This window comes from Streptomyces sp. NPDC050564, assembly GCF_044457265.1.
GTDB lineage: Bacteria > Actinomycetota > Actinomycetes > Streptomycetales > Streptomycetaceae > Streptomyces.
Genome location: NZ_JBITGS010000025.1, coordinates 64982 through 84775 on the forward strand (window position 1 = coordinate 64982; position 19794 = coordinate 84775).

Consider the following 19794-nt stretch of genomic DNA (forward strand, 5'->3'; position numbering starts at 1 on the left):
CCGAGCGGGGTCGCGCTTCGACAGCGGCCGCCCGCCTCAGGCCCGGGCGGTCAGGAACCCGTCGAGTGCCGAGGTCAGTTCCGCCGGCTTCTCCACCGGCAGTTCGTGGCCGGCGTCCACGATCCGCACCACCGCGTCCGGGTAGGCCTTCGCCATGCGCAGCATCTGCGAGACGGGCAGCTGGATGTCGTGGTAGCCGTGCACCAGCAGGGTGGGCGTGCGGATCTCGCCGACCCGGTCGAGGACGTCGAAGGCCCGCATGGCGCCGTAGAGCGTCATGACCACCTCCCGCGGTGTGTCCGCGGAGGCGCGCACGTACTCCCGGATCTCCTCGCGCGGGTATCCGGGGGCGAAGGCCCGCTGGATGTTGGTGGCGACGAACAGCTTGAACGGCACCAGCGTGGAGACCCCCATCAGCAGACCCCGCCCCCGGCTGTAGGTCATGCGGCTGATCGAGTTCACCAGCGCCATGCGCTCCACCCGCTCGGGGTGGGAGAGGGCGATGGTCTGCGAGATCATCCCGCCCATCGAGTGGCCGACCAGGACGAAGCGCTCGACCTTCAGGTGGTCGAGGAGGGCGAGGACGTCCCTCGCCAGCTCCTCGATCGTGCGCACCCCCGCCCCACTGCTCTCGCCGTGTCCGCGCAGGTCGAGGCGTATCACCCGGCGCTTCGGGGAGAAGTGCGCCAGCTGGTGGTCCCAGCGGTGCCGGTTGGCCGTCCAGCCGTGGATGAACACCAAGGGCACACCGTCGCCGTCGCGGGGGCCCTCGTCGTCGTACGTCAGTGCTGCGCCGTCGACTTCGAGCTGCGGCATGGGTCGCCTCCTGCGGTGCGGTCCAGTTACTGACGGGTACGGTAGCCGCCCGCCCGGGCTGCCGTCACCGTCGTTTGCCGAGGAATTCGAGGATGTGCCCGAATACGTCGAGGGCCGCGCCCCGGCCGAGGAACGTGTCGAGGTGGCCGTACCCGGGAATCTCTGTGTACGCGACGTCCAATTGGGGCTGCCGGTGGGCGAGGACCTCGTGGCAGAGCTTCTGGGAGTCCAGCCACAGGCCGTTCTCGCTGCCCGAGAGCAGCAGGACGGGAGCGTCGATGCGGGCGGCCGCGTCCAGTGCGTTGGGCGGCAATGCCCGGTAACGGTGGTCGGTGTCGTGCCAGCGGACCACGCTGCGGGCCAGCTCGATCCGACGCAGATGCGGCAGGATCCACAGCGGCGCGGGGCCCAGCAGCTCCGCGAGGCGGTTGTGGGTCGTCGCGGACAGGTGCTCGTGCACGAACAGGGAGGCGCCCGTGCCCCACGCCGAGTTGTGCAGGATTTGGCAGGTCGGATCGGGGCAGCCCGCCTTCCGGGAGGCGAGCGCGAACAGCGGCGTGTACTTGGACCAGAGGCCCACCTTGCGGAAGTCCACCGGGATGTGGTCGATCCGGGTCTTCAGCAGCTCCCCGGCCACCGACATCCGCAGCGACGTGCGGCCGGCGAGCTTCGGCGTCAGGAACACGCCCTGGGACACCACCCCCGCGAGGCCCGGCACCAGCCCCGCCGTCATGCTCAGCGAGAGGGCGAGGGATCCGATGCAGTGGGCGACGACGAACAGCGGCCGGTCTCCGATGCGCCCGCGGATGTGGGCGACGGCCTCGGGAATGTCGTACAGCGCGACGTCGTCGTACGTGTACTTCTGGCCGGTTTCGTTGTACGGGAGCCGGCAGCTGCCCCGCCAGTCGAGCAGCCACGGCTCGTAGCCGTCGTCGAGCAGGACGTCGACCAGGTTGCGGGTCTCCGGCAGCAGGAACATGTCGGCGGACGCGGTGTGCCCGTGCAGGAGCAGCACGGCGGGCCGGTCGCTCTCGCCGCTGTCGACCCGGGTGAGGCCGAGCCGGACGCCGTCGCCCGCCCGGAAGGGGATCTCCTCGACGGCCGCCGGGTCGAGGCGGTGGTGGAGCGGGCGCAGGGCGGTAGTGGTCCTGACCCTGCGGAGCGCCGGCCTCGTCCGGGAGGTGGTGGTCGTCCTGAAGATCATCGATTGTGCTCCGTGAGGGTGGGGGTGCGGCGCAGGTCGAGGAGGTCCGCGGCGGCCCGGGTGAACGGGCCGAGCAGGCCGCGGCCCATCTCCAGGCCGAACCAGGCGAGCCAGGCGAGCTTGGCGGCCCGCTTCTCCTGGCCGGTCAGGCGCGGGTCGACCTTGATGCCGTCGATCTGGTCGCGTACGTAGCTGTCGGCGGGCACGACGACCTCGCCCGCCAGGGCTGCCGGTTCGCCCTCGCGGCCGATCTCGACGGTCAGCGTGCGGGTCTGCCGCCACACATCGCGGCGGGCCCGAGCGTACTTGCGGCCCGCCAACCACCAGAACCCGCCGTCGGCATCGCACAACCGCAGCCGGTAGCACAGGAGTTGATGCCGCAGACCGTGCTGCTGCGGGATGCCCTCCTCGGGGCGGATCCAGACGTCGCCGCGCTCCACGACCAGGGGTTCGGGGTGCACCGCCGTGCACATCAGCTCGCCGCTGACGTCCACCCGGCGCTCCTTCACCAACTGGTACATGCTCGCGATGGAGAGGGTGAGCGCCATCGAGCAGGGTGTGTCGGCGGGGGCCCCGACCGGGCCGACACCTCCCTCGGTCGTCTCCGAGAACCACAGGTAGGGCTGGTCGTCCTTGTGCGGCAGCCGGGCCAGGCCGTCCTGGGCGAGCCGCTCGAACGTCTTCAGCTGGGCCTGGGCGTCGTAGCGGGCCGCCGGCCGGAGCCCGAGGGCTTCGACGAGCGCGGCCGTGCGGTCGTCGTCGGCCGCCGGGCCCTTGAGTGTCGCCTCGCACAGCTTGAGGGCGGTGGGGCTCTGCAACACCCGTGTCAGGAAGTCGAGTTCGGGCACCGGCTCGGCCTCGAGGCGGGCCAGGGTGTCGGTGCGCCACTCGTCCCAGTCCTGTACGCGTACGTGCATGCCGCCGAACGCCATGTCGCGTACGACGTCGTCGAGGGTGTTGGGCACACCGGTGAGGTTGTAGTCGTAGCCCCAGGCGTCGGGTTCGCAGATGACGCCGACCGCGACCCGGCTCACCCAGTCCACCGGGGCCGAGTTCAGGTAGCGGAAGGCGGGCACGGTGCGGAAGCGGCCGAAGGCCGAGATGAGGCCGCTGCTGAGGTCCTGCGGGTTGTAGGCGCCGGTCCTGGTGTGACCGCCGATGCCGCCCGGGCGCATCGCCGTGACGATCAGACCGTGGTCGCGGACCCGGCGGAGTGCGACTTCGGCGGCCCACTTCGTCTGGTCGTACCCGGCTATGAGGCGATCGACGTGCGCGAGCGGGTCGTCCTCTCCCATCGAGCCGATGCCGACCTCGTTGAAGACCGCGATGGAGGAGATGTGGTGCAGCGGCTTGGGCCGGCCGGTCGCGGCGAGTTCGGCGAGGGTCAGCGAGCCGATGACGTTGCTCTGCCGCAGCGACTGGTAGCCACGCAGGAAGTCCACGGCCGCCGCCACGCCGACGACGCTGTCCAGCTCGTGGGCGAGCGTGTTCCACAGGACGTCGGACAGGCCTAGGCGCGGGCGCCTGATGTCGCCGGGGAGCACGGTCACCCGGCGCCGGATCTCCGACGACCAGGGCAGCTGGTAGCTCTTCAGCGCCTCACCGAGCCGGGCGAGGGCCGCCTCCTCATCGGCCGCGCGGACCAGGCAGTAGACATGGGCGTCGCTGTGCCGCAGCAGATCGAGGAGCATGTGGCTGCCGAGGAAGCCGGTGGCGCCGGTCAGCAGGATCCGGCGGGGCGGCAGCGGCTCGGCCGAGGCGGTCCAGGGCAGTCGGTCGGCGAGAGCGAGGTCGGCCAGGATCTGGTCGAGGTCCTCGCGGCGGGCTGTGCCGTACGGGGTGTCGCCGCTGCCGGGCTGGAGAGTGGTCCCCACCGCGGATGGCGTTCGGGGGGACGATATCGGGAGAGTGCCCGGGGCGGACAGGGGGAGGGTGCCCGGAGCCGGCGAAGTGCCGGTGTCGGTGGCCGCGCGGACCGACGTGGGCCTGATCGTCGGGGATTCCGAGACGCCGTACGGCACCGGTGCACCCGACTCGGCCGTGGCCCAGGTCGCTGCGGGCACGGGGGTTGTTGATGTACCCGGGTCCGACGAGGTGACCGTGCCTCCACCGGTCGACAGCCAACGCTGGGCGAGGCTGCGTGGCCGGGCATCGGCGAACACGTCGTCCAGGCCGATCTCCATGCCCAGCGCGCGTTCCAGCTCCGCGACCAGTTCCACGGCACCCACGGAGGAGCCCCCGGCGTCGAAGAAGTCGGTGTCGGGCGACAAGTGTCCCTCGGGCAGAAAGGGGCCCGCCGCGGCGGCGATGGCTGCGGCGAGACCGTCCACGTCCTGGGGCACGGCTGAGCCGACAACCGAATACGGCGCGCTGCCGGTCGACCCGGGCGGGGTGAAGTCCGCGCGACTGCCGGTCGGTTGGGAGGGAGAGGGGTCAGTGGCGATGGCGGTCGACACGGGCGAGGGCGAATCCGTGGCGATGCCGGTCGCCCCGAGCGAGGCATTGTCCGTGACGACGCCCGTCGGCTCCGCCAAGGCGGAGTCCCCGACGTCACCGGCCGACCCAAGCAGGGCGGAGTGCGTACCGGCCGGGGCCCGCATGATCATGGCGGAGTCCGCCCCGCTGCCCGTCGACCCGGGCACGGCAACATCCGTTGCGAGGCCGGCCGACACGGGCGAAGCGCAGTCCGCGACGCCATCAGCGGACCGCGACGCGGCGGTGTCCGCCCCGCTGCCCGTCGACCCGGGCGAGGCCGCCAACCTGACCCTTGCCAGCAGGGCGTCCACGCTGAGTCCGCCGCCGCCCCGCTCGATGGACTCGCCGGTCGCCCGCTGTCCGTCGGCGTACGCCGACGCGTCCTCGTTCACATCACGCATGAGAGCCCTTCACGTTGTGCCTCGTCCTCTCGCTCATTGCTGCCGGCGGTCGAAGCCGGCCGGTCACTGGTGCTGCCAGGAACGGAATGTCCGCAGGTGTTCGGGTGTGACCACGCTCTCCAGGCGCTCGTCGTCCTGGTCTCCCCCGCCGAGCGCGACGAGAAGACGACGAGCCGGTACGTTGCGCGGGGTACGCTCCGCCGTCAGCCGGACCTTGGCGCAGCCCAGCTCGTCCGCGCGGTCGGCCAGCCACTGCAACAGGCGTTCCTCGACGCCTCGGCCGAGCGCCCGGCAGCTCATCAGCCAGGCCAGTACGTCGAGTTGGTCGCCGTCGGGGCGGACGGCGAGCAGACCGATCTGGCCGTAGTCGCCGAAGCGGTCCCGGGCCGCGGCCGTCCACACCTCACCGCGCTCCCGCCACCGGGCGAGGTCGCCGCCGTCGGCCGACCTGGCGCGGAGGGTGAACTGGTTCGTACGGCGGACGAGTTGATCCGCCCGCTGGGCATCGGCCCCGGACAGGGCCCGGATGTCGACCTCCAGCTCCAACTGGGCGAGGAACTCCTCGAAACCGGCCTGTTCGCGTGCGGCGTCCCGTTCCCGCTCCTGCGCGTAGAACCCCGCCCGCAGCGCGTCCTCGGCCGTCGCCGCCGCCGGGACCAGCGGCCACAACCGGCCCAGGAACTCGGCCAGTTCGGCCGTCGGCGGGCAGGTCACCGACAGCACCTGTGGCAACGCCGACCGCACTGCACCGATCTCGACCGGGTTGTCGTCCAGGAACAGGAAGCTGTCCAGCCCGAGGTTGAGCGTGTGCGCCGCCTCGACCAGGCGGCCGGATTTGGGACCCCAGGTGGCGGAGAGCACGCTGAAGTGCTCCGCCTTCAGGAGGCTGTCGGGGCGCTCCAGAACGGCTCGGACCGTGTCCTCGTCGTTGTTGCTGACCAGCGCCAGCAGCGCGCCCGCGGCACGCCACTGCAGCAGCCTCCGCGCCAGCAGGGCCCGCGGACCGGAAAGGTCCACCGCCTCCGGGCCGATCTCCCCGGCGACCCCGCCCCACAGAGTCTGGTCGCCGTCCACCGCGATCACCTTCGGCGCGGGCCGCCGGACTGCTCGTACGGCTTCGGCCAGTCGCAGCGCCACCGCCGCCTGGAAGCGGGGGGTGAAGGGGAGGTGCGCCAGCCGCTCGGTCCGCTCGTCGAAGGGATTCTCGACGCCGTGATGGCGGGTCCAGTCTTCGGGGCGGAGCACCGCGATGCCGGGCGACTCGACCAGTTCGGCGGCGATCTCGCGCTCCCAGCGCACGAGCCGCCCCTCCTGCCGTCGGGACGGCAGGAAGCCGACGACCAGCGGCTTGCCGGTCCGTTCGGACAGGGCCCTCAGTGCTGCCGGGTACTCGGTGCGCAACTCGGCGAGCAGCGCGTCGTCCACCGGGCCGAACCGTTCCAGGTCCACCGCCCGCAACAGCACCGCGCTCACCACCGTGGTGGGGTCGGCGAAGACGCCGGAGGGGTCGCGCAGGCCGGCGAGCACTTGGTGATACGGGGCTTCCGCGACCGTCAGACCACCGTCCTGCGCCCCCTCGTTGGCCGCCGCCTCGCAGAGCGGTGGGAGGTTGCCGAGGGCGAAGGTGGCGGCGAGGGCGAGCGAGGGGCGCGCGGCGGCAGCGGGCTCGACGGCCGGGGCTTCGGCCCGGGCTTCAGCCACGACCGGGGCGGCCTCGACCGGGGCGGCTTCGACCGTGGTACGGACCGCCGCCCTCGGATCGTCGACCGCCTCCGCGAGCAGCCGCAGGAACTCCTCCCCCAGTTCGGTGGAGGTCTCCTCGTTCAGGATGTCGAGATTGTGGTCGAGGCGGATCCGGCCCGCGTCCGGGGTCATGGTGATCATCAGGTCCAGGTCGGTGTAGCCCGTCCCGGCCGGCAGCACCTCGAGGTGGGTGAGGCGGCCGGCCGAGGAGCGTACGTAGTTGAAGTACACCTCCACCAGCGGTGCGTTGGCGCGGAACAGCCCCTGCTGGGCCAGCGTCGACAGCACGTCCGAGAACATGGCGCCCTTGGCGAGAACCCGGTCGAGTCGGCCGTCGGTGCGGCGCAGCACCTCCTCGATCCGCTCGCCGGGCCGGGCCTCGGCCGGGAACGGCACCGGCACTCCGAAGAAGCCCACCGCGTCGTACGCGTCGGCGTGGATGCGGGTGTCCACGGGCACGGCGAGCACGAACCGCTCCCGCTCGCGCTTCCGCGCCAGCAGTACGGTCAGGGTGCCGAGACAGAAGGCGGCGGGCGTGATGGCGAGCCCGCTCGCGGCCGCCGAGACCCGCTCCATGAGCCCGTCGGGAATCGCCACGGTCACACTGCCGGCCCGATAGGAACGCGCCGCCGGGCGCGGCCGGGCGAGTGTCAGGTCGAGACGCGCGCTGCCGTGGAAGGCCTCGCGCCACTCGGCCGCGCCGGCTCCCGGGCCGGGGGCATCGCCCGTCTGCTGGGCCTCGATCAACAGATGGATGTCGCGGTTCGTCACGGCGTCGCCGAGCGAGGTACCGGACAGCTCGGCGTCGATCTCCCCCGCCACCAGCAGCAGCGACTGCAGATCGCTCACCGCGTGGTGCGCGCCGAACACCAGGATCTGGCCCTGCGCACCGCCGTCGAGCAGCTCGAACCGCCACAGCGACGGGTTCGCCAGATCGAACGGCGGCTCCAGCAGCTGACACAGCCCCTCGGCGGCGTCGAGTTCGCCCTCGGCGGTCGTCCAGCTCAGGACCGGCCGCGCCGGCTCCCGTTCCACCCGCAACTGCCGCCCGCCTTCAGCACCGTCGACGATCGCCGTGCGCAGGGCCGCGTGCCGTCCTGAGAGCCGGGTGAGGATGTCGGTGAGCGCCTCTCGGGTGGTCGGCGTGACGAGCCGTACGGCCAGGCCGACGCCGTGCGCCGCGTCCGGCATGCCGGGCTGGGCGCTGCGCAGCAGCCGTACGACATCGCGGGTGGCGGGCCGCAGTTCGCTCTGCGGCACCTCGACGGCGGCTCGGGGCCACTCCTCCCCCACCGTCCCGGTGTTCCGCTCGGGGAGCGCCTCGCCCAGGGACCGTGCGAGGCCGCGGATGTCGGACGCCGAGAACACGGTGGCGGCGGGGAGCTCGACGCCCAGCTCGCGGGCGAAGGCGTTGCGCAGGCGCACGAGCATGAGGGAGTCCAGGCCCAGTTCCTTCAGGGCCGAGGTCGCGAAGACGTCCACGACTCCTCCGGAAACCTCGCCGACCCTGGCCCGTACGTACGCTTCGAGCCACTCGGCGCGGTCCTGGTCCGTCGTCGCGGCGAACACCTTCTTGACGAGGCCGTCGGAGTCCGCGGCGCCCACCGGGACGGCGACGAGGTCGCCCAGGATCGGGCGGGTGCGCGCCGCGTCCGGATCGAGCGCCAGCATCTCCCAGTCCAGGGAGATGGGCGCGAGCTGGCGGCGGGAGGTGGTCAGCACCCGATCGAACAGTTCGCCACCGTCCTGCGGGGAGAACGCGACCAGCCCCGACCGGCTGGTCTCGGCGGCCCGGGTGCCGGACTCGGCGACCATGCCGACGCCCTCCCAGGCGCCCCAGTCCAGGCTCAGCGCCCGGCGGTCGGCGCGGGCGAGGTGGTGTGCCCAGGCGTCGAGGAAGGCGTTCGCCGCCGAGTACGGGCTCTGCCCGGCCGAGCCGAGAAGGCCGGCCGCCGAGGCGAAGAGGACCAGGCTTCCGGCTTCCGGGATCAGCTCCGTGAGCAGCGCGGTGCCGAGGACCTTCGGGGCGAGGACACGCAGGACGCGTTCGTCCGTCAGGTTCGCCACGGTGGCGTCGTCGAGGACGCCGGCCGCGTGGACGATTCCGGCGATGGGGCCGGCTTCACGTCGTACGGCGTCCAGGGCAGCCGTCAGACTGTCCCGGTCGGCGACGTCGGCGCGCGCCAAGTGCACGCTCACGCCGCGCTCTTGGAGGCCCTTGATCCAGTCGGCGGTGTCCGCGTCGGGCGTACCCCGGCTCATCAGGGCCAGTCGGCGGGCGCCGCGACGCACCAGCCGTTCGGCGACAACGCGGCCGAGGCCGCCCAGACCGCCGGTGATCAGGTGAACGCCGTCCGGGGCGATCCGGTCGTGACCGCCGTCGTCCGCGCGGGTGCGGACCAGACGCGGCACCAGGCGGCCCGACTCCCGCAGCGCGACCAGCCGTTCGTCGTCGGCGTGTCGCAGCTGGGTCCACAGCGCGTCGCCGCCGTCGGTGGCCGGAAGGTCGATCAGTGTGGTCGACAGCTCCGGGTACTCCTGGGCCACCGCGAGACCGAAGCCCCAGGCGAGCGCTTGCTGCGGGTGCGTCACCTGCGTGCTGTCACCGGCGGCCTGGCTGCCGCGGGCGACCACGAACAGGCGGGGAGCCCGGCCTTGGGGGCGGTCGGCGAGCGTCTGCACCAGGTGCAGGGTGGTGAGGCAGCCCAGTCGTGCCGCCTCCTCGGCCGTACGGGCATCCGCGATCGGCGGGGCGTCGAGGGCGGACAGCTGGACCACTCGCTCGGGCAGCCCGTCCGTGAACGCCTCGTCGAAGAGCCGGGCCAGGTGCCGGGGATCGGTCGGGTCGAGGACGTACCGGCCGGGGCCCTCCAGGCCGAATTCCTCGCCCCTGCGGGCGATCACGTGCGGCACCGACGAGCCCAGCCGCTCGGCGAGTTCGGCGGCCACCCCCGTCTCGTCGGCCAGGATCAGCCAACGGCCCTCCGCGGGCCGCGCGTGCGCGTCCGGGCGCGGCTGCCAGCCGGTCTCGAAGAGCGCGCCGTCCAACGGGGAGAGCGCAGCCAATTCGAACTCCTCGGCCTCCAGGACCAGTTGTTCGTTCGCGTCCCAGAGCCGCAGGTCCAAAATCGCCGTGTCGCCGTCCACGGACCGCAGTGCGCAGGTCACCCACGCGGGGGTGGTGCGCAGTCCGGTGAACCTGAGCCGGCCGACCCCGGCCGGCACGAACGCACGGCCCTCGGGCGCGTCGTCCGGCAGGGCCGCCGTGTGGAAGGCGGCGTCGAGGACCGCGGGGTGCAGCAGGTGGCCGGCGGCCGGCCTGTCGGCCAGCCGGCCGAGCGCCGCGGAGGCCGCGCGGTGTCCCGCTTCGAGGCCGCGGAAGGCGGGGCCGTAGTCGATGCCGAGGGCGGCGAGTCGGCCGTAGACACCCGAGAGGTCGACTTCTTCCGTGCACTGTTCGCGCAGCGCTGCGAACCGCGCATCGACCACGGGTTCCACGGGGCCGACGGCGACCCGTCCGACGGCGTGCCGCTGCCACCGCGTACCCCGCTCCCCCACGGCGGCCGAAGCGATCGTGAAGTCCCTGAAGCCGTCCTCGGCGGGCCGCAGGACGAGTTGTAGACGTACGGGCCGGTCCGCGTCCAACCGCAGCGGCTGGAGGAACCTGACGTCGGCCAGCCGCACTTCGCCGCCGTCGTGAAGCGTGGACGCGCCCTCCAGCGCCATACCGAGGAAGGCGGCGCCGGGCAGCCAGACCTCGCCGGTGACTCGGTGGTCCATGAGATAGGCGAAACGGCTGTCGTGCAGGTCGATGTCGCTCTGGAAGGTGTGCCGTTCGGGCTCGTCGCTGGCCTCGATGTGCGTGCCGAGGAGCGGCGACGTGCCCGACGCGGTGGCCGGGGCGGGCGCGAGCCAGTGGCGTTCGCGGGCGAAGGCGTACGTGGGCAGGTCGACCCGGCGCCCCTCGGGGAAGACCGCCGACCAGTCGGGCGTGTGTCCGGCCTCGTACAACTCCCCCAGCCTGTGCAGCAGAACGTCGCGCCCGTCCTGCTGCCGGCGCAGCGAGCCGACGCCGACCGCGTCGATCCCGGCCTCGGCGGCGACCGCCTCGATCGACGGGATGAGCGAGGGGTGCGGGCTCAATTCCACGAAGTAGCGGTAGCCGTCGTCCAGCATCCGTCGGATCGCGTCCGCGAAACGGACGGGTCGCCCGAGGTTGGCGAACCAGTACGCGCCATCCAGCCGGTCGCCTGACACCGGTTCGGCCAGCACCGCCGAGTACAGCGGGGTGTGCGTCCGCGTGCCCCGGACGCCGGAGAAACGGTCGAGGAGTTCTTCGCGGAGCGGCTCCATCAACGGAGTGTGCGAAGCGAACGCCGTCGAGAGCCGTCGGACGGGGATCGCCCGCTCCTCCAGGTACTGCCGCAGCTCGGCCAGCGCATCGGCCTCGCCGGAAACGGCCGTGGAATTCGCGCTGTTGACCGCGGCGACGAACAGCCGGTCCGGGTAAGGAGCGAGCAGCTCCTCGACCTCCGTGCGCGGCAGTTCCACGGCCAGCATTCCGCCGTGTCCGACCAGCGGTACGACCGCCTGGGCGCGCCCGGTCACCACCGTCACGGCCTCGTCCAGGGTGAGGGCGCCCACGCTGTACGCGGCGGCGATCTCGCCCAGACTGTGCCCCACCACGGCGTCCGGGGCGATGCCGAGGGCACGCCAGGCGGCGGCGAGCGCCGCATTGACCGCGAACAGCACCGGCTGCAGGTACTCGGTCCGGTCGAGCGGGGAGAACTCCTCCGGTGCCCGCAGCACATTGAGCACCGACCAGCCGACGTGTCGGCGCACCGCCTCGTCGACGCGGGCCAGCTCCTCCCGGAAGGGCTCGGAGTCGGCCAGCAACTCCAGGCCCATGCCCGGCCATTGCCCGCCGTGGCCGGCGAAGACGAAGGCCACCTTGCCGGTCTGCTCCTCGCGCGGCGGCGCCACCGGTTTCCGTCCGGTCGCCAACGCGTCCAGCACGGCGCGCAGTTCGTCGGGGTCGCCCGCCACGACCGCGGCGCGCCGCTCGAAGTGGCTGCGGTGCCGCGCGAGGGAGTGGGCGATGTCCGGCAGGGCGGCGACGTCGTCGCTCAGCTGCTCGGCCAGCCGGGCAGCCTGCCCCCGGACCGCGGTCTCACTCCGCCCGGACAGGACGAAGAGCCGCTTCCCGGGCGGGAGTTCGCCCTCGTGCTCCGCCTCGACCGGCGGCGGCGCCTCCTCGACGATCAGATGTGCGTTGGTTCCGCTGATCCCGAAGGCGCTCACGCCGGCCCGCCGTACGCGCTCCCGCGACGACGGCCAGGCGACCGGCTCCTGCAGCAGCTGGAGCCCGCTGTCCGCCCAGTCGACGTGGCGACTGGGCGTCTCGGCGTGCAGGGTGCGCGGCAGGGCCTCCCGGCGCAGCGACTGCACCACCTTCATCACCCCGAGCACACCCGAAGCGGCCTGCGCGTGCCCGATGTTGGACTTCAGCGATCCCAGATACAGCGGGAGACCGGGCGGTCGAGAGTCGCCGAAGACCTCCGAGAGGGCGTTCGCCTCGATCGGGTCGCCCAGGGTCGTGCCCGTCCCGTGTGCCTCGACGTAGTCGATGTCGGCCGGCCGAAGGCCGGACAGCTCCAGCGCCCGCCGGATCACCTGCTCCTGAGCCGGTCCGTTCGGCGCGGACAGCCCCTGGCTGCGGCCGTCCTGGTTGACGGCCGTGCCGCGCAGCACGGCCAGCACCTCGTCACCGTCACGCCGTGCGTCGCTCAGCCGCTTCAGTACGACCATGCCCGCGCCCTCGGCCCAGATGGCACCGTCGGCGCCGTCGGAGAAGGAGCGGCAGCGGCCGGTCGGGGACAACCCGCGCAGACGGCTGAACTCCACGAAGGTCTGCGGTGTGACCATCAGCGTCACGCCACCGGCGAGCGCCAGGTCGCACTCGCCCAACCGCAGCGCCTGCGCCGCCAGGTGCAGCGCCACCAGCGACGACGAGCACGCCGTGTCCACTGTCAACGCCGGGCCGCCCAGCCCCAGGACGTAGGCCAGCCGGCCGGAGGCCACGCTCAGCGCAGACCCCGTACCGACGTATCCGTCCAGTTGGTCGAGCCGGGAGCCCGACAGGTAGTCGCTGCCGAACATACCGATGTACACACCGGTGGTGCTCCCCGCCAGCTCGGCGGGCACGATCCCGGCCCTTTCCAGCGCCTCCCACGCCGTCTCCAGCAGCAGGCGCTGCTGCGGGTCCATGGCTGCCGCTTCCTTCGGAGTGATCCCGAAGAAGCCGGCGTCGAAGGACTCCAGGTCCTCCAGGAAGCCGCCCTCCCGCGCGTACGACTTGCCCAGGGCTTCCGGGTCGGGGTCGTACAGCGACTCCACGTCCCAGCGTCCCGCCGGGAACGGGCCGACCGCGTCACGGCCCTGCGCCACCAGGCGCCACAGGCCGTCGGGATCGCTCACGCCGCCGGGCAGCCGGCATGCCATGGCCACCAGGGCCACCGGCTCGTCGGACGCCGACACCGTCGTACGGGTCGACTGCGTGTCGGGAGCGGTCCGACCGGTCGTACGGCCGTCCGTCGAGAGCGCGGTGGTCAGCAGGTACGCGGCGAGCCTGGTCGAGGTGGGGTGGTCGAACAGCAGGGTGGCGGGGAGCTTGGCGCCGATGCGGGTGCCGATGCGGTTGCGGAGTTCGACCGCCGTCACCGAGTCCATGCCGAGTTCGCGCAGCGGCTGGTCGGGGCGGACGGATTCCGGCGAGGGCAGGCCGAGGGCGCGGGAGGCCTCGTCTCGGACGAGGGCCAGGACGCGTTCGGCGCGTTCGGCCTCCGGCAGCCGGGCCAGGCGCTCGGCCAGGCCGTCGCCGCTGTCCCGGCCGGTGCGGGGCGCGGGCAGCAGCGAGCGCCACAGGGCCGCGGAAGTACCTCCCGTGGTGGCCGGGTTGTCGCGCAGTCGGGGCAGGTCCAGAGCCCAGGCGACCAGGTGCGGTGCGCCCCGCCGCAAGGAGAGTGCGACGAGGTCGCGACCCTGGTCGGGGGTGAGCGCGCGGTGGCCGAGGCGGGCCATCCGCTCCAGGTCGGCGTGTTCGGCGGCGAGGCCCTCGCCCGCCCAGGCACCGAAGGAGACCGAGACTCCGGGCAATCCCAAGGAGCGTCGGTGGTGGGCCAGTTGGTCGAGGAAGACGTTGGCCGCGGCGTAGTTGCTCTGGCCCGGGTTGCCGACGACGCCTGCGGCCGAGGAGATCAGTAGGAAGAGGTCGAGCGGCGTGTCGGCAGTGAGCCGGTGCAAGTGGGCGGCGCCGTCGACCTTGGGCCGCAACACCTCTGCGAGGCGTTCGGGCGTCAGCTCGGCGACCACCCCGTCGGCCAGGATGCCGGCACAGTGCACGACGCCGCGCAGCGGCAACTCGTCGCCGATACCACCCAGTACGCCGGCCACGGCCGCTGCGTCCGCGATGTCGCACGCCACCACCTCGGCCTCGGCGCCGAGCGCGGTCAGTTCCGCGGTGACGTCCGCGGCACGCGGGTCGCCCAGCCCCTGACGTGAGGTCAGCAGCAGGCGCGGGACACCGTGTTCGGCGAGCTGCCGGGCGATGTGACGGCCCACCGCGCCCAGGCCTCCGGTGATCAGCACCGTGCCGTCGGTGGGCACCGGGGCGGGGCGGCTCACCAGATCGAGGACGACGGGGTTGCCGGACGCGACAGCCCGGCGCATCGCCTCGCGGGCAGCCGTGACGGGAAGGCATGGGGTGTGCGCGGGACGCGGCTGCCCGGCACCGACGGCCTCGCGCAGGGCCGCCCCGAGCTGTCCACGGTCCGCCGTGGCAGTGAGGGCGAGGGGCAGGGCAGCCGCGGCGGTGAACGGAACGTCGTCCCGGAGTACCGCGACCAGCAGCGCGTCGGCGACCGCCTCGGAGCCGGGCGCGCTCTCGGCGAGGGCGACGACCCGCAGACCGGGGGCGAATCCCTCGACGTCGGCACCCACCTCGGTGAGCACACCGGCGCACAGTGTCCCGCCACCAGGGACACCGGCCCAGGCGGGGTGCACAGCGAACGCGTGCACCTGGATCCTCACCTGGCCAGGTGCGACGGAGGCCTGGGCCGCCACCGCGCGAAGTGTCGGCTCCGCCGGGAGGCCGGCCAGCTCGTAGTGGTCCCCTGCCGGGATCCGCAGAGCGTCCGCGGCCTGGGCGCGCACCAGCCGCGGAACGAGCAACGCACCTTCCCGGCACGCGAGTTCGGGCTCGTCGGTGTAAGCGAGGGCGGTCGGCAGAGCGCCCGCAGGCTCGGTGCCGTCGAGGTCGAGCAGGGTGAGGCCGAGGTCCGGGTGTTCGGTGCGCGCGCTGCGGGCCAGGCCCCACAGCACCGACTGGGCCAGACCGGGCACCGTGTCCCGGTCGCCGGCCGCGACCGCGCCGCGGGTCACCCAAACGGTCCGCCCCGGCGTCCCGCCCTCCGGGAGCGCGATCAGGGCTTGCAGCTCGGCCAGTGCCGTGGCCGCCAACTCCTTGGCCGCGGTGCCTGGTTCGGCATCCAATGCCGGACGCGGCCAGAACCTGACGAGGACGTCGGTGCCCGTCTCGTGCACCTGGACCCCCGCCGCCTCAAGGCCTCGCAGGGCTGCAATGACCTCGGCGTCCGAGCGGTCGCCGACGACGGCCCACTCGGTACCCGGCGTCCCGGTGGGCGTCTCGGGCGCGGCCGTCCAGACCACCTCGTACAGGTGCCTGCCGTTCTCCGAGACGCCGTTCAGGTCCGCCGGATCCGCGGCCCGCAGCCGTACGCCCTCCAGCCGACCCGCCAGGAGACCGTCCGCGTCCCACAGCGTCACGTCCAGGGTGAGGTCCGTTCCGGAGCCGCGCGATCGCCGAACGAGCGCGGTGAGTTCGGTCGCGCCGCCGGGCGGCAGGACGCAGCGGCCCACCGAGACCGGCAGCAGCACCCTGCCGTCGGACGCGTCGAACGCGGCGCTCACGTGCAGCGCGGCGTCCAGCAGCGCCGGGTGGACCGGGTACGGGTCCGCCGCGTCGCGGGCCACGGCCGGCAACGAGAGCCGGGCCACCAGCTCGCCGTCGGCGGTCGTGACCGCCGACCGTACGCCCTGGAAGGCCGGGCCGTAGCCGAGGCCGAGCCCGGTGAGCCGCTCGTACGTCTCCTCGCTCCAGGCCGGTTCGGCGGCCTCCGGCCACAGCGGCGGCTGCCCGGCCGTCGCCGGGGTGGGCTCGGCCGCCGACGCGGTGGCGTGCAGGGTCCAGCCCGCGGCCTCGGCTCCGCGCGGACGGCTGTGCACGGTGATCTCCGGTACGGGACCGGCAGTCACCACCTCGACGGACACCTCGGCCGTGCCGGACTCGGGCAGGGTGAGTGGCGCGAGGAGCAGCAGGTCGGTGACGTCACCCTGATCGTCCGGGTGGGCCACGGCCAGCGCGGCGCGGCACAGCTCCATCAAAGTGGTGCCCGAGACCACGGTCCGTCCGAAGACGGTGTGGTCGGCCAGCCAGTCGGCGGTGGCCGCGGACCACTCGTTGCGGAAGGTCCAGCGAGTGTCGTCCGCGGACTGCAACTGGACACCGAGCAGCGGGTGTGCGGAACGGTCGAAGAGACCGGAGGCGCCGGCCGCGGACTCGGGCTCGGGCTCGGTCCAGTAGCGCTGCGGGTCCCAGGCGTACGTCGGCAGATCCGCCGGTTCGGCGTCGGCGACCAGGCGGGGCCAGTCGATCTGCCGTCCATGCATGTGGAGTTCGGCGGCGGCGCGGTCCAGGCAGGCGGGCCCGTCCTCGTCGCGACGGAGCGATCCGACGGCTACCAGGTCGTCGTGGCCGGCGTCCTCGGCAACGGTGCGGAGTGCGGTGAGCAGTGACGGGTGGGGGCCGAGTTCGACGAAGTGGCGGTATCCGTCGGCCGTCATGCGCTCCACGGCGGACGCGAAGCGGACGGGTTCGCGGAGGTTGGCGTACCAGTAGTCGGCTTCCAGCTCCTCGGTGACCGGCTGGCCGGTGACGGTCGAGTACCAGGCGACGGAGGTCGGGTACGTGATGACGCCGTCGAGTTCGTCGAGGATCGTCGCGCGGACCGGCTCGACCCGGGCACTGTGGGAGGCGTAGTCGACGTCGAGGCGGCGGGCGAACACCTGCTGCCGGTCGAGATCGGCGAGCAGGGCTTCCAGCGGCTCCACGTCACCGGCGAGCACCGTCGAGCGGCCGCTGTTCACGGCGGCGACCGAGACCCGGCCGTCGTATGCGGCGAGGCGCGCCTCGAGAGCGGTGTGCGGCAGAGCGACGACCGCCATGGTGCCGGAGCCGGACAGCTCGGTGAGGGCCAGGCTGCGCAGGGCGACCACGGCCGCCGCGTCGTTGAGGCTGAGCGCCCCGGCGACACAGGCTGCGGCGACCTCTCCCTGGCTGTGCCCGATCACGGCGTCCGGGCGTACGCCCCGGGCCCGCCACACCGCGGCCAGGGACACCATCACGGCAAAGAGGACCGGCTGGACGACTTCCACGCGGTCCAGGGAGGGGGCGCTCGCGTCGCCGCGCAGGACGGCCGTCACCGACCACGTGGTGTACGGACGCAGGGCGGCGTCGCAGCGGTCCAGTTCGTCCGCGAAGACCGGGGAGCTGTCGAGGAGATCGCGCGCCATGCCGGTCCACTGGGAGCCCTGGCCGGGGAAGACGAAAGCCAACTTGCCTGCGAGGAGTGTCTGTTGAGGGCCGACGATGAGGTCGGCGTCGGGCTGTCCCTCGGCGAGACCGTGGAGCGCGGTGAGCAGTTCGTCGCGGCCCCCGGCCTGGACGACGGCTCGCTGCTCGAAGTGCGTACGGTGGTGGGCCAGCGTCGCTGCCACGCCGGACAGTGGCAACTGCGGCTGTGCCGCGAGTGCTTCGGCGAGTCGGGCCGCCTGCCCCTGAAGGGAGGGGAGAGTGCGGGCGGAGAGCGGGAAGAGGGTCTTCGCGGGCCGCTCGGCGGTGGGCTCTTCGGTCCGCGGCCGTTCGGGCTGCGGCTCTTCGGACCGCGGCCGTTCGGCCTGCGGCTCTTGCGTCCGCGGCTCTTCGGGCCGCAGCTCCTCGGGCCGCGGCTGTTGCGAGTGCCTCGGCTCTTGCGAGCGTTTCGGCTCGCTGCTCCGCTCTTCGGCTCGCGCCGGCTCGGCGGCCAACTGCTCGCAGTGCTGCGCCTCAGCCGTCTGCTGTTCCGCGTGCCCCGGCTCGGCAGCCTGCGCTTCGGGTCGGCTCAACTCGACGGGCAGCGGTTCGGCCGGCTCAGGCTCGGCACTCTGCCCGTCGACCCGACCCGGCCCGGCAGCCTGCACTTCGGCCCGCCCCAACTCGACAGGCAACGGTTCGCCCGGCTCAGGCACAACACTCTGCCCGTCGACCCGACCCGGCCCGGCAGCCTGCTCTCCGGCTCGCCCCTGCCCGGTCTCCCCAGCGGTCGACTGTGGGGCGGGCCGCCGCTCGACGACCGGCCGTGCCAGGTCCTCCGGCGCCTCCTCCAGCACCACGTGAGCGTTCGTGCCGCTGATCCCGAACGCGCTCACCCCGGCCCGCCGCACCCGGTGGTCGCCCCTCGGCCACGCCCGCGCGCTGCTGTGCACGCGGAGGCCGTGGTCCGCCCAGTCGACGTGCTCGGTCGGGGTCTGGGCGTGCAGCGAGGCCGGGAGCAGTTCGTGGCCGAATGCCAGCACCGTCTTGATGACGCCGCCGATGCCCGCCGCGGCCTGTGTGTGCCCGATGTTCGACTTCAGGGAGCCGACGCCGAGCGGCCGGTCGGCCGGGCGTCCCGGCCCGAAGACGGCGGCCAGCGCCCGCCCCTCGATGGGGTCGCCGAGCAGCGTGCCCGTGCCGTGCGCCTCGACGTAGTCCAGGTCCTGCGGCCGGAGCCCGGCGGCGTCGAGAGCGGCACGCAACACCCGTTCCTGCGCGGGACCGTTGGGGGCGCTCAGGCCCTGGCTGCGCCCGTCCTGGTTGATCGCGGACCCCTTGACGACCGCGAGGACCCGGTCGCCGTCCCGGCGCGCGTCGGCGAGCCGCTTGAGCAGCACCAGACCGCACCCCTCGGCCCACACCACTCCGTCCGCGTCGGTCGAGAACGGGCTGCACCTCCCGGACGGCGACAGCCCGCGCAGCCGGCTGAACTCGACGTGCCCGCGCGGCGTCACGAGCAGCGTGGCGCCGCCCGCCAGCGCGAGGTCGCACTCGCCGCTCGCCAGCGCCCGCGCCGCCAGGTGCAGGGCGACGAGGGAGGAGGAGCAGGCGGTGTCGACCGTCACCGCAGGGCCCTGGAGACCGAGGGTGTAGGCGATGCGCCCGGAGGCCACGCTGGACGCCGAGCCCGTACCGACGTGCCCGTCGAGCTGCCCCAGCCCGGCCGAGGCCAGGTACCCGCTGTCGTACAGGCCGATGTAGACGCCCGTGGAGCTGCCGTTCAGCGCCCGAGGGACGATCCCGGCGCGCTCGATCGTCTCCCAGCTGGTCTGCAGCAGGAGCCGCTGCTGCGGGTCCATGGCCGCGGCCTCGCGCGGCGAGATCCCGAAGAAGGGCGCGTCGAAGCGGTCGATGTCGGAGAGGAACCCGCCGCGCAGGGTGTACGCCTTGCCGGTGGCCTCCGGGTCGGGGTCGTAGAGCCTCTGGGTGTCCCAACGGCCCGCGGGCACCTCGGTGATGGCGTCCTCGCCCGCGGCCAGCAGCCGCCACAGCGCCTCGGGGTCGTCGGCGCCGCCGGGAAAGCGGCAGGCCAGGGAGATGATCGCAATGTCGTCGTCGGCCCGCACGGGCGTGTCGGCCGGCGCCGGGTCCGCCGCCACCGCACCGGCGGTCCGCTCGCCGAAGACCGCCTCGCTGATCGCCGCGATCGTGGGGTGATCGAAGACGAGAGACGGCTCCAGCGGCCGTCCGGTCCGTTTGGAGAGATCTGCCGCCAGCGTCACCAACTGCCTTGATCCGAGGCCGAATTCGGCGATCGGCCGCTCCGGGTCGACGGCCAACGGGTCGAGCCCGGCCGCCTCGGCGACGGCCGACGCCAGCCAGTCCCGCGCCCCCTCGGGACTCGTGACGGACATCTCGGGAAACTGCTTCGGGGTCTCGTTCGCGGGCATCTCGTTCGCAGGCATCTAGACAGGTGTCCTCGTGAACTCGGGCTCAGGCGGATT

Annotated in this window: 4 protein-coding genes; all 4 read right to left on the reverse strand. The window is 73.2% G+C overall.

Annotated elements, in window-relative coordinates:
• Positions 1–36 precede the first annotated feature (36 nt).
• On the reverse strand, positions 37–816 hold the full coding sequence (locus ACIBK0_RS33685) for an alpha/beta fold hydrolase (RefSeq protein WP_399088219.1): 780 nt from the start codon (positions 814–816) through the stop codon (positions 37–39).
• Positions 817–880: 64 nt separating this feature from the next.
• The gene (locus tag ACIBK0_RS33690; protein WP_399088221.1) at positions 881–2020 is read right to left on the reverse strand and encodes an alpha/beta hydrolase; all 1140 of its coding nucleotides are present in this window, start codon (positions 2018–2020) and stop codon (positions 881–883) included.
• A complete protein-coding gene (locus ACIBK0_RS33695; protein ID WP_399088223.1) occupies positions 2017–4896 on the reverse strand; it encodes a thioester reductase domain-containing protein in 2880 nt (959 codons plus the stop codon). The genes ACIBK0_RS33690 and ACIBK0_RS33695 overlap by 4 nt, the downstream gene beginning before the upstream one ends.
• A 63-nt stretch (positions 4897–4959) precedes the next feature.
• Entirely contained in the window at positions 4960–19755 is a 14796-nt protein-coding gene (locus tag ACIBK0_RS33700) for an SDR family NAD(P)-dependent oxidoreductase (RefSeq protein ID WP_399088225.1), read from the reverse strand.
• Between the last annotated feature and the right edge of the window lie 39 nt (positions 19756–19794).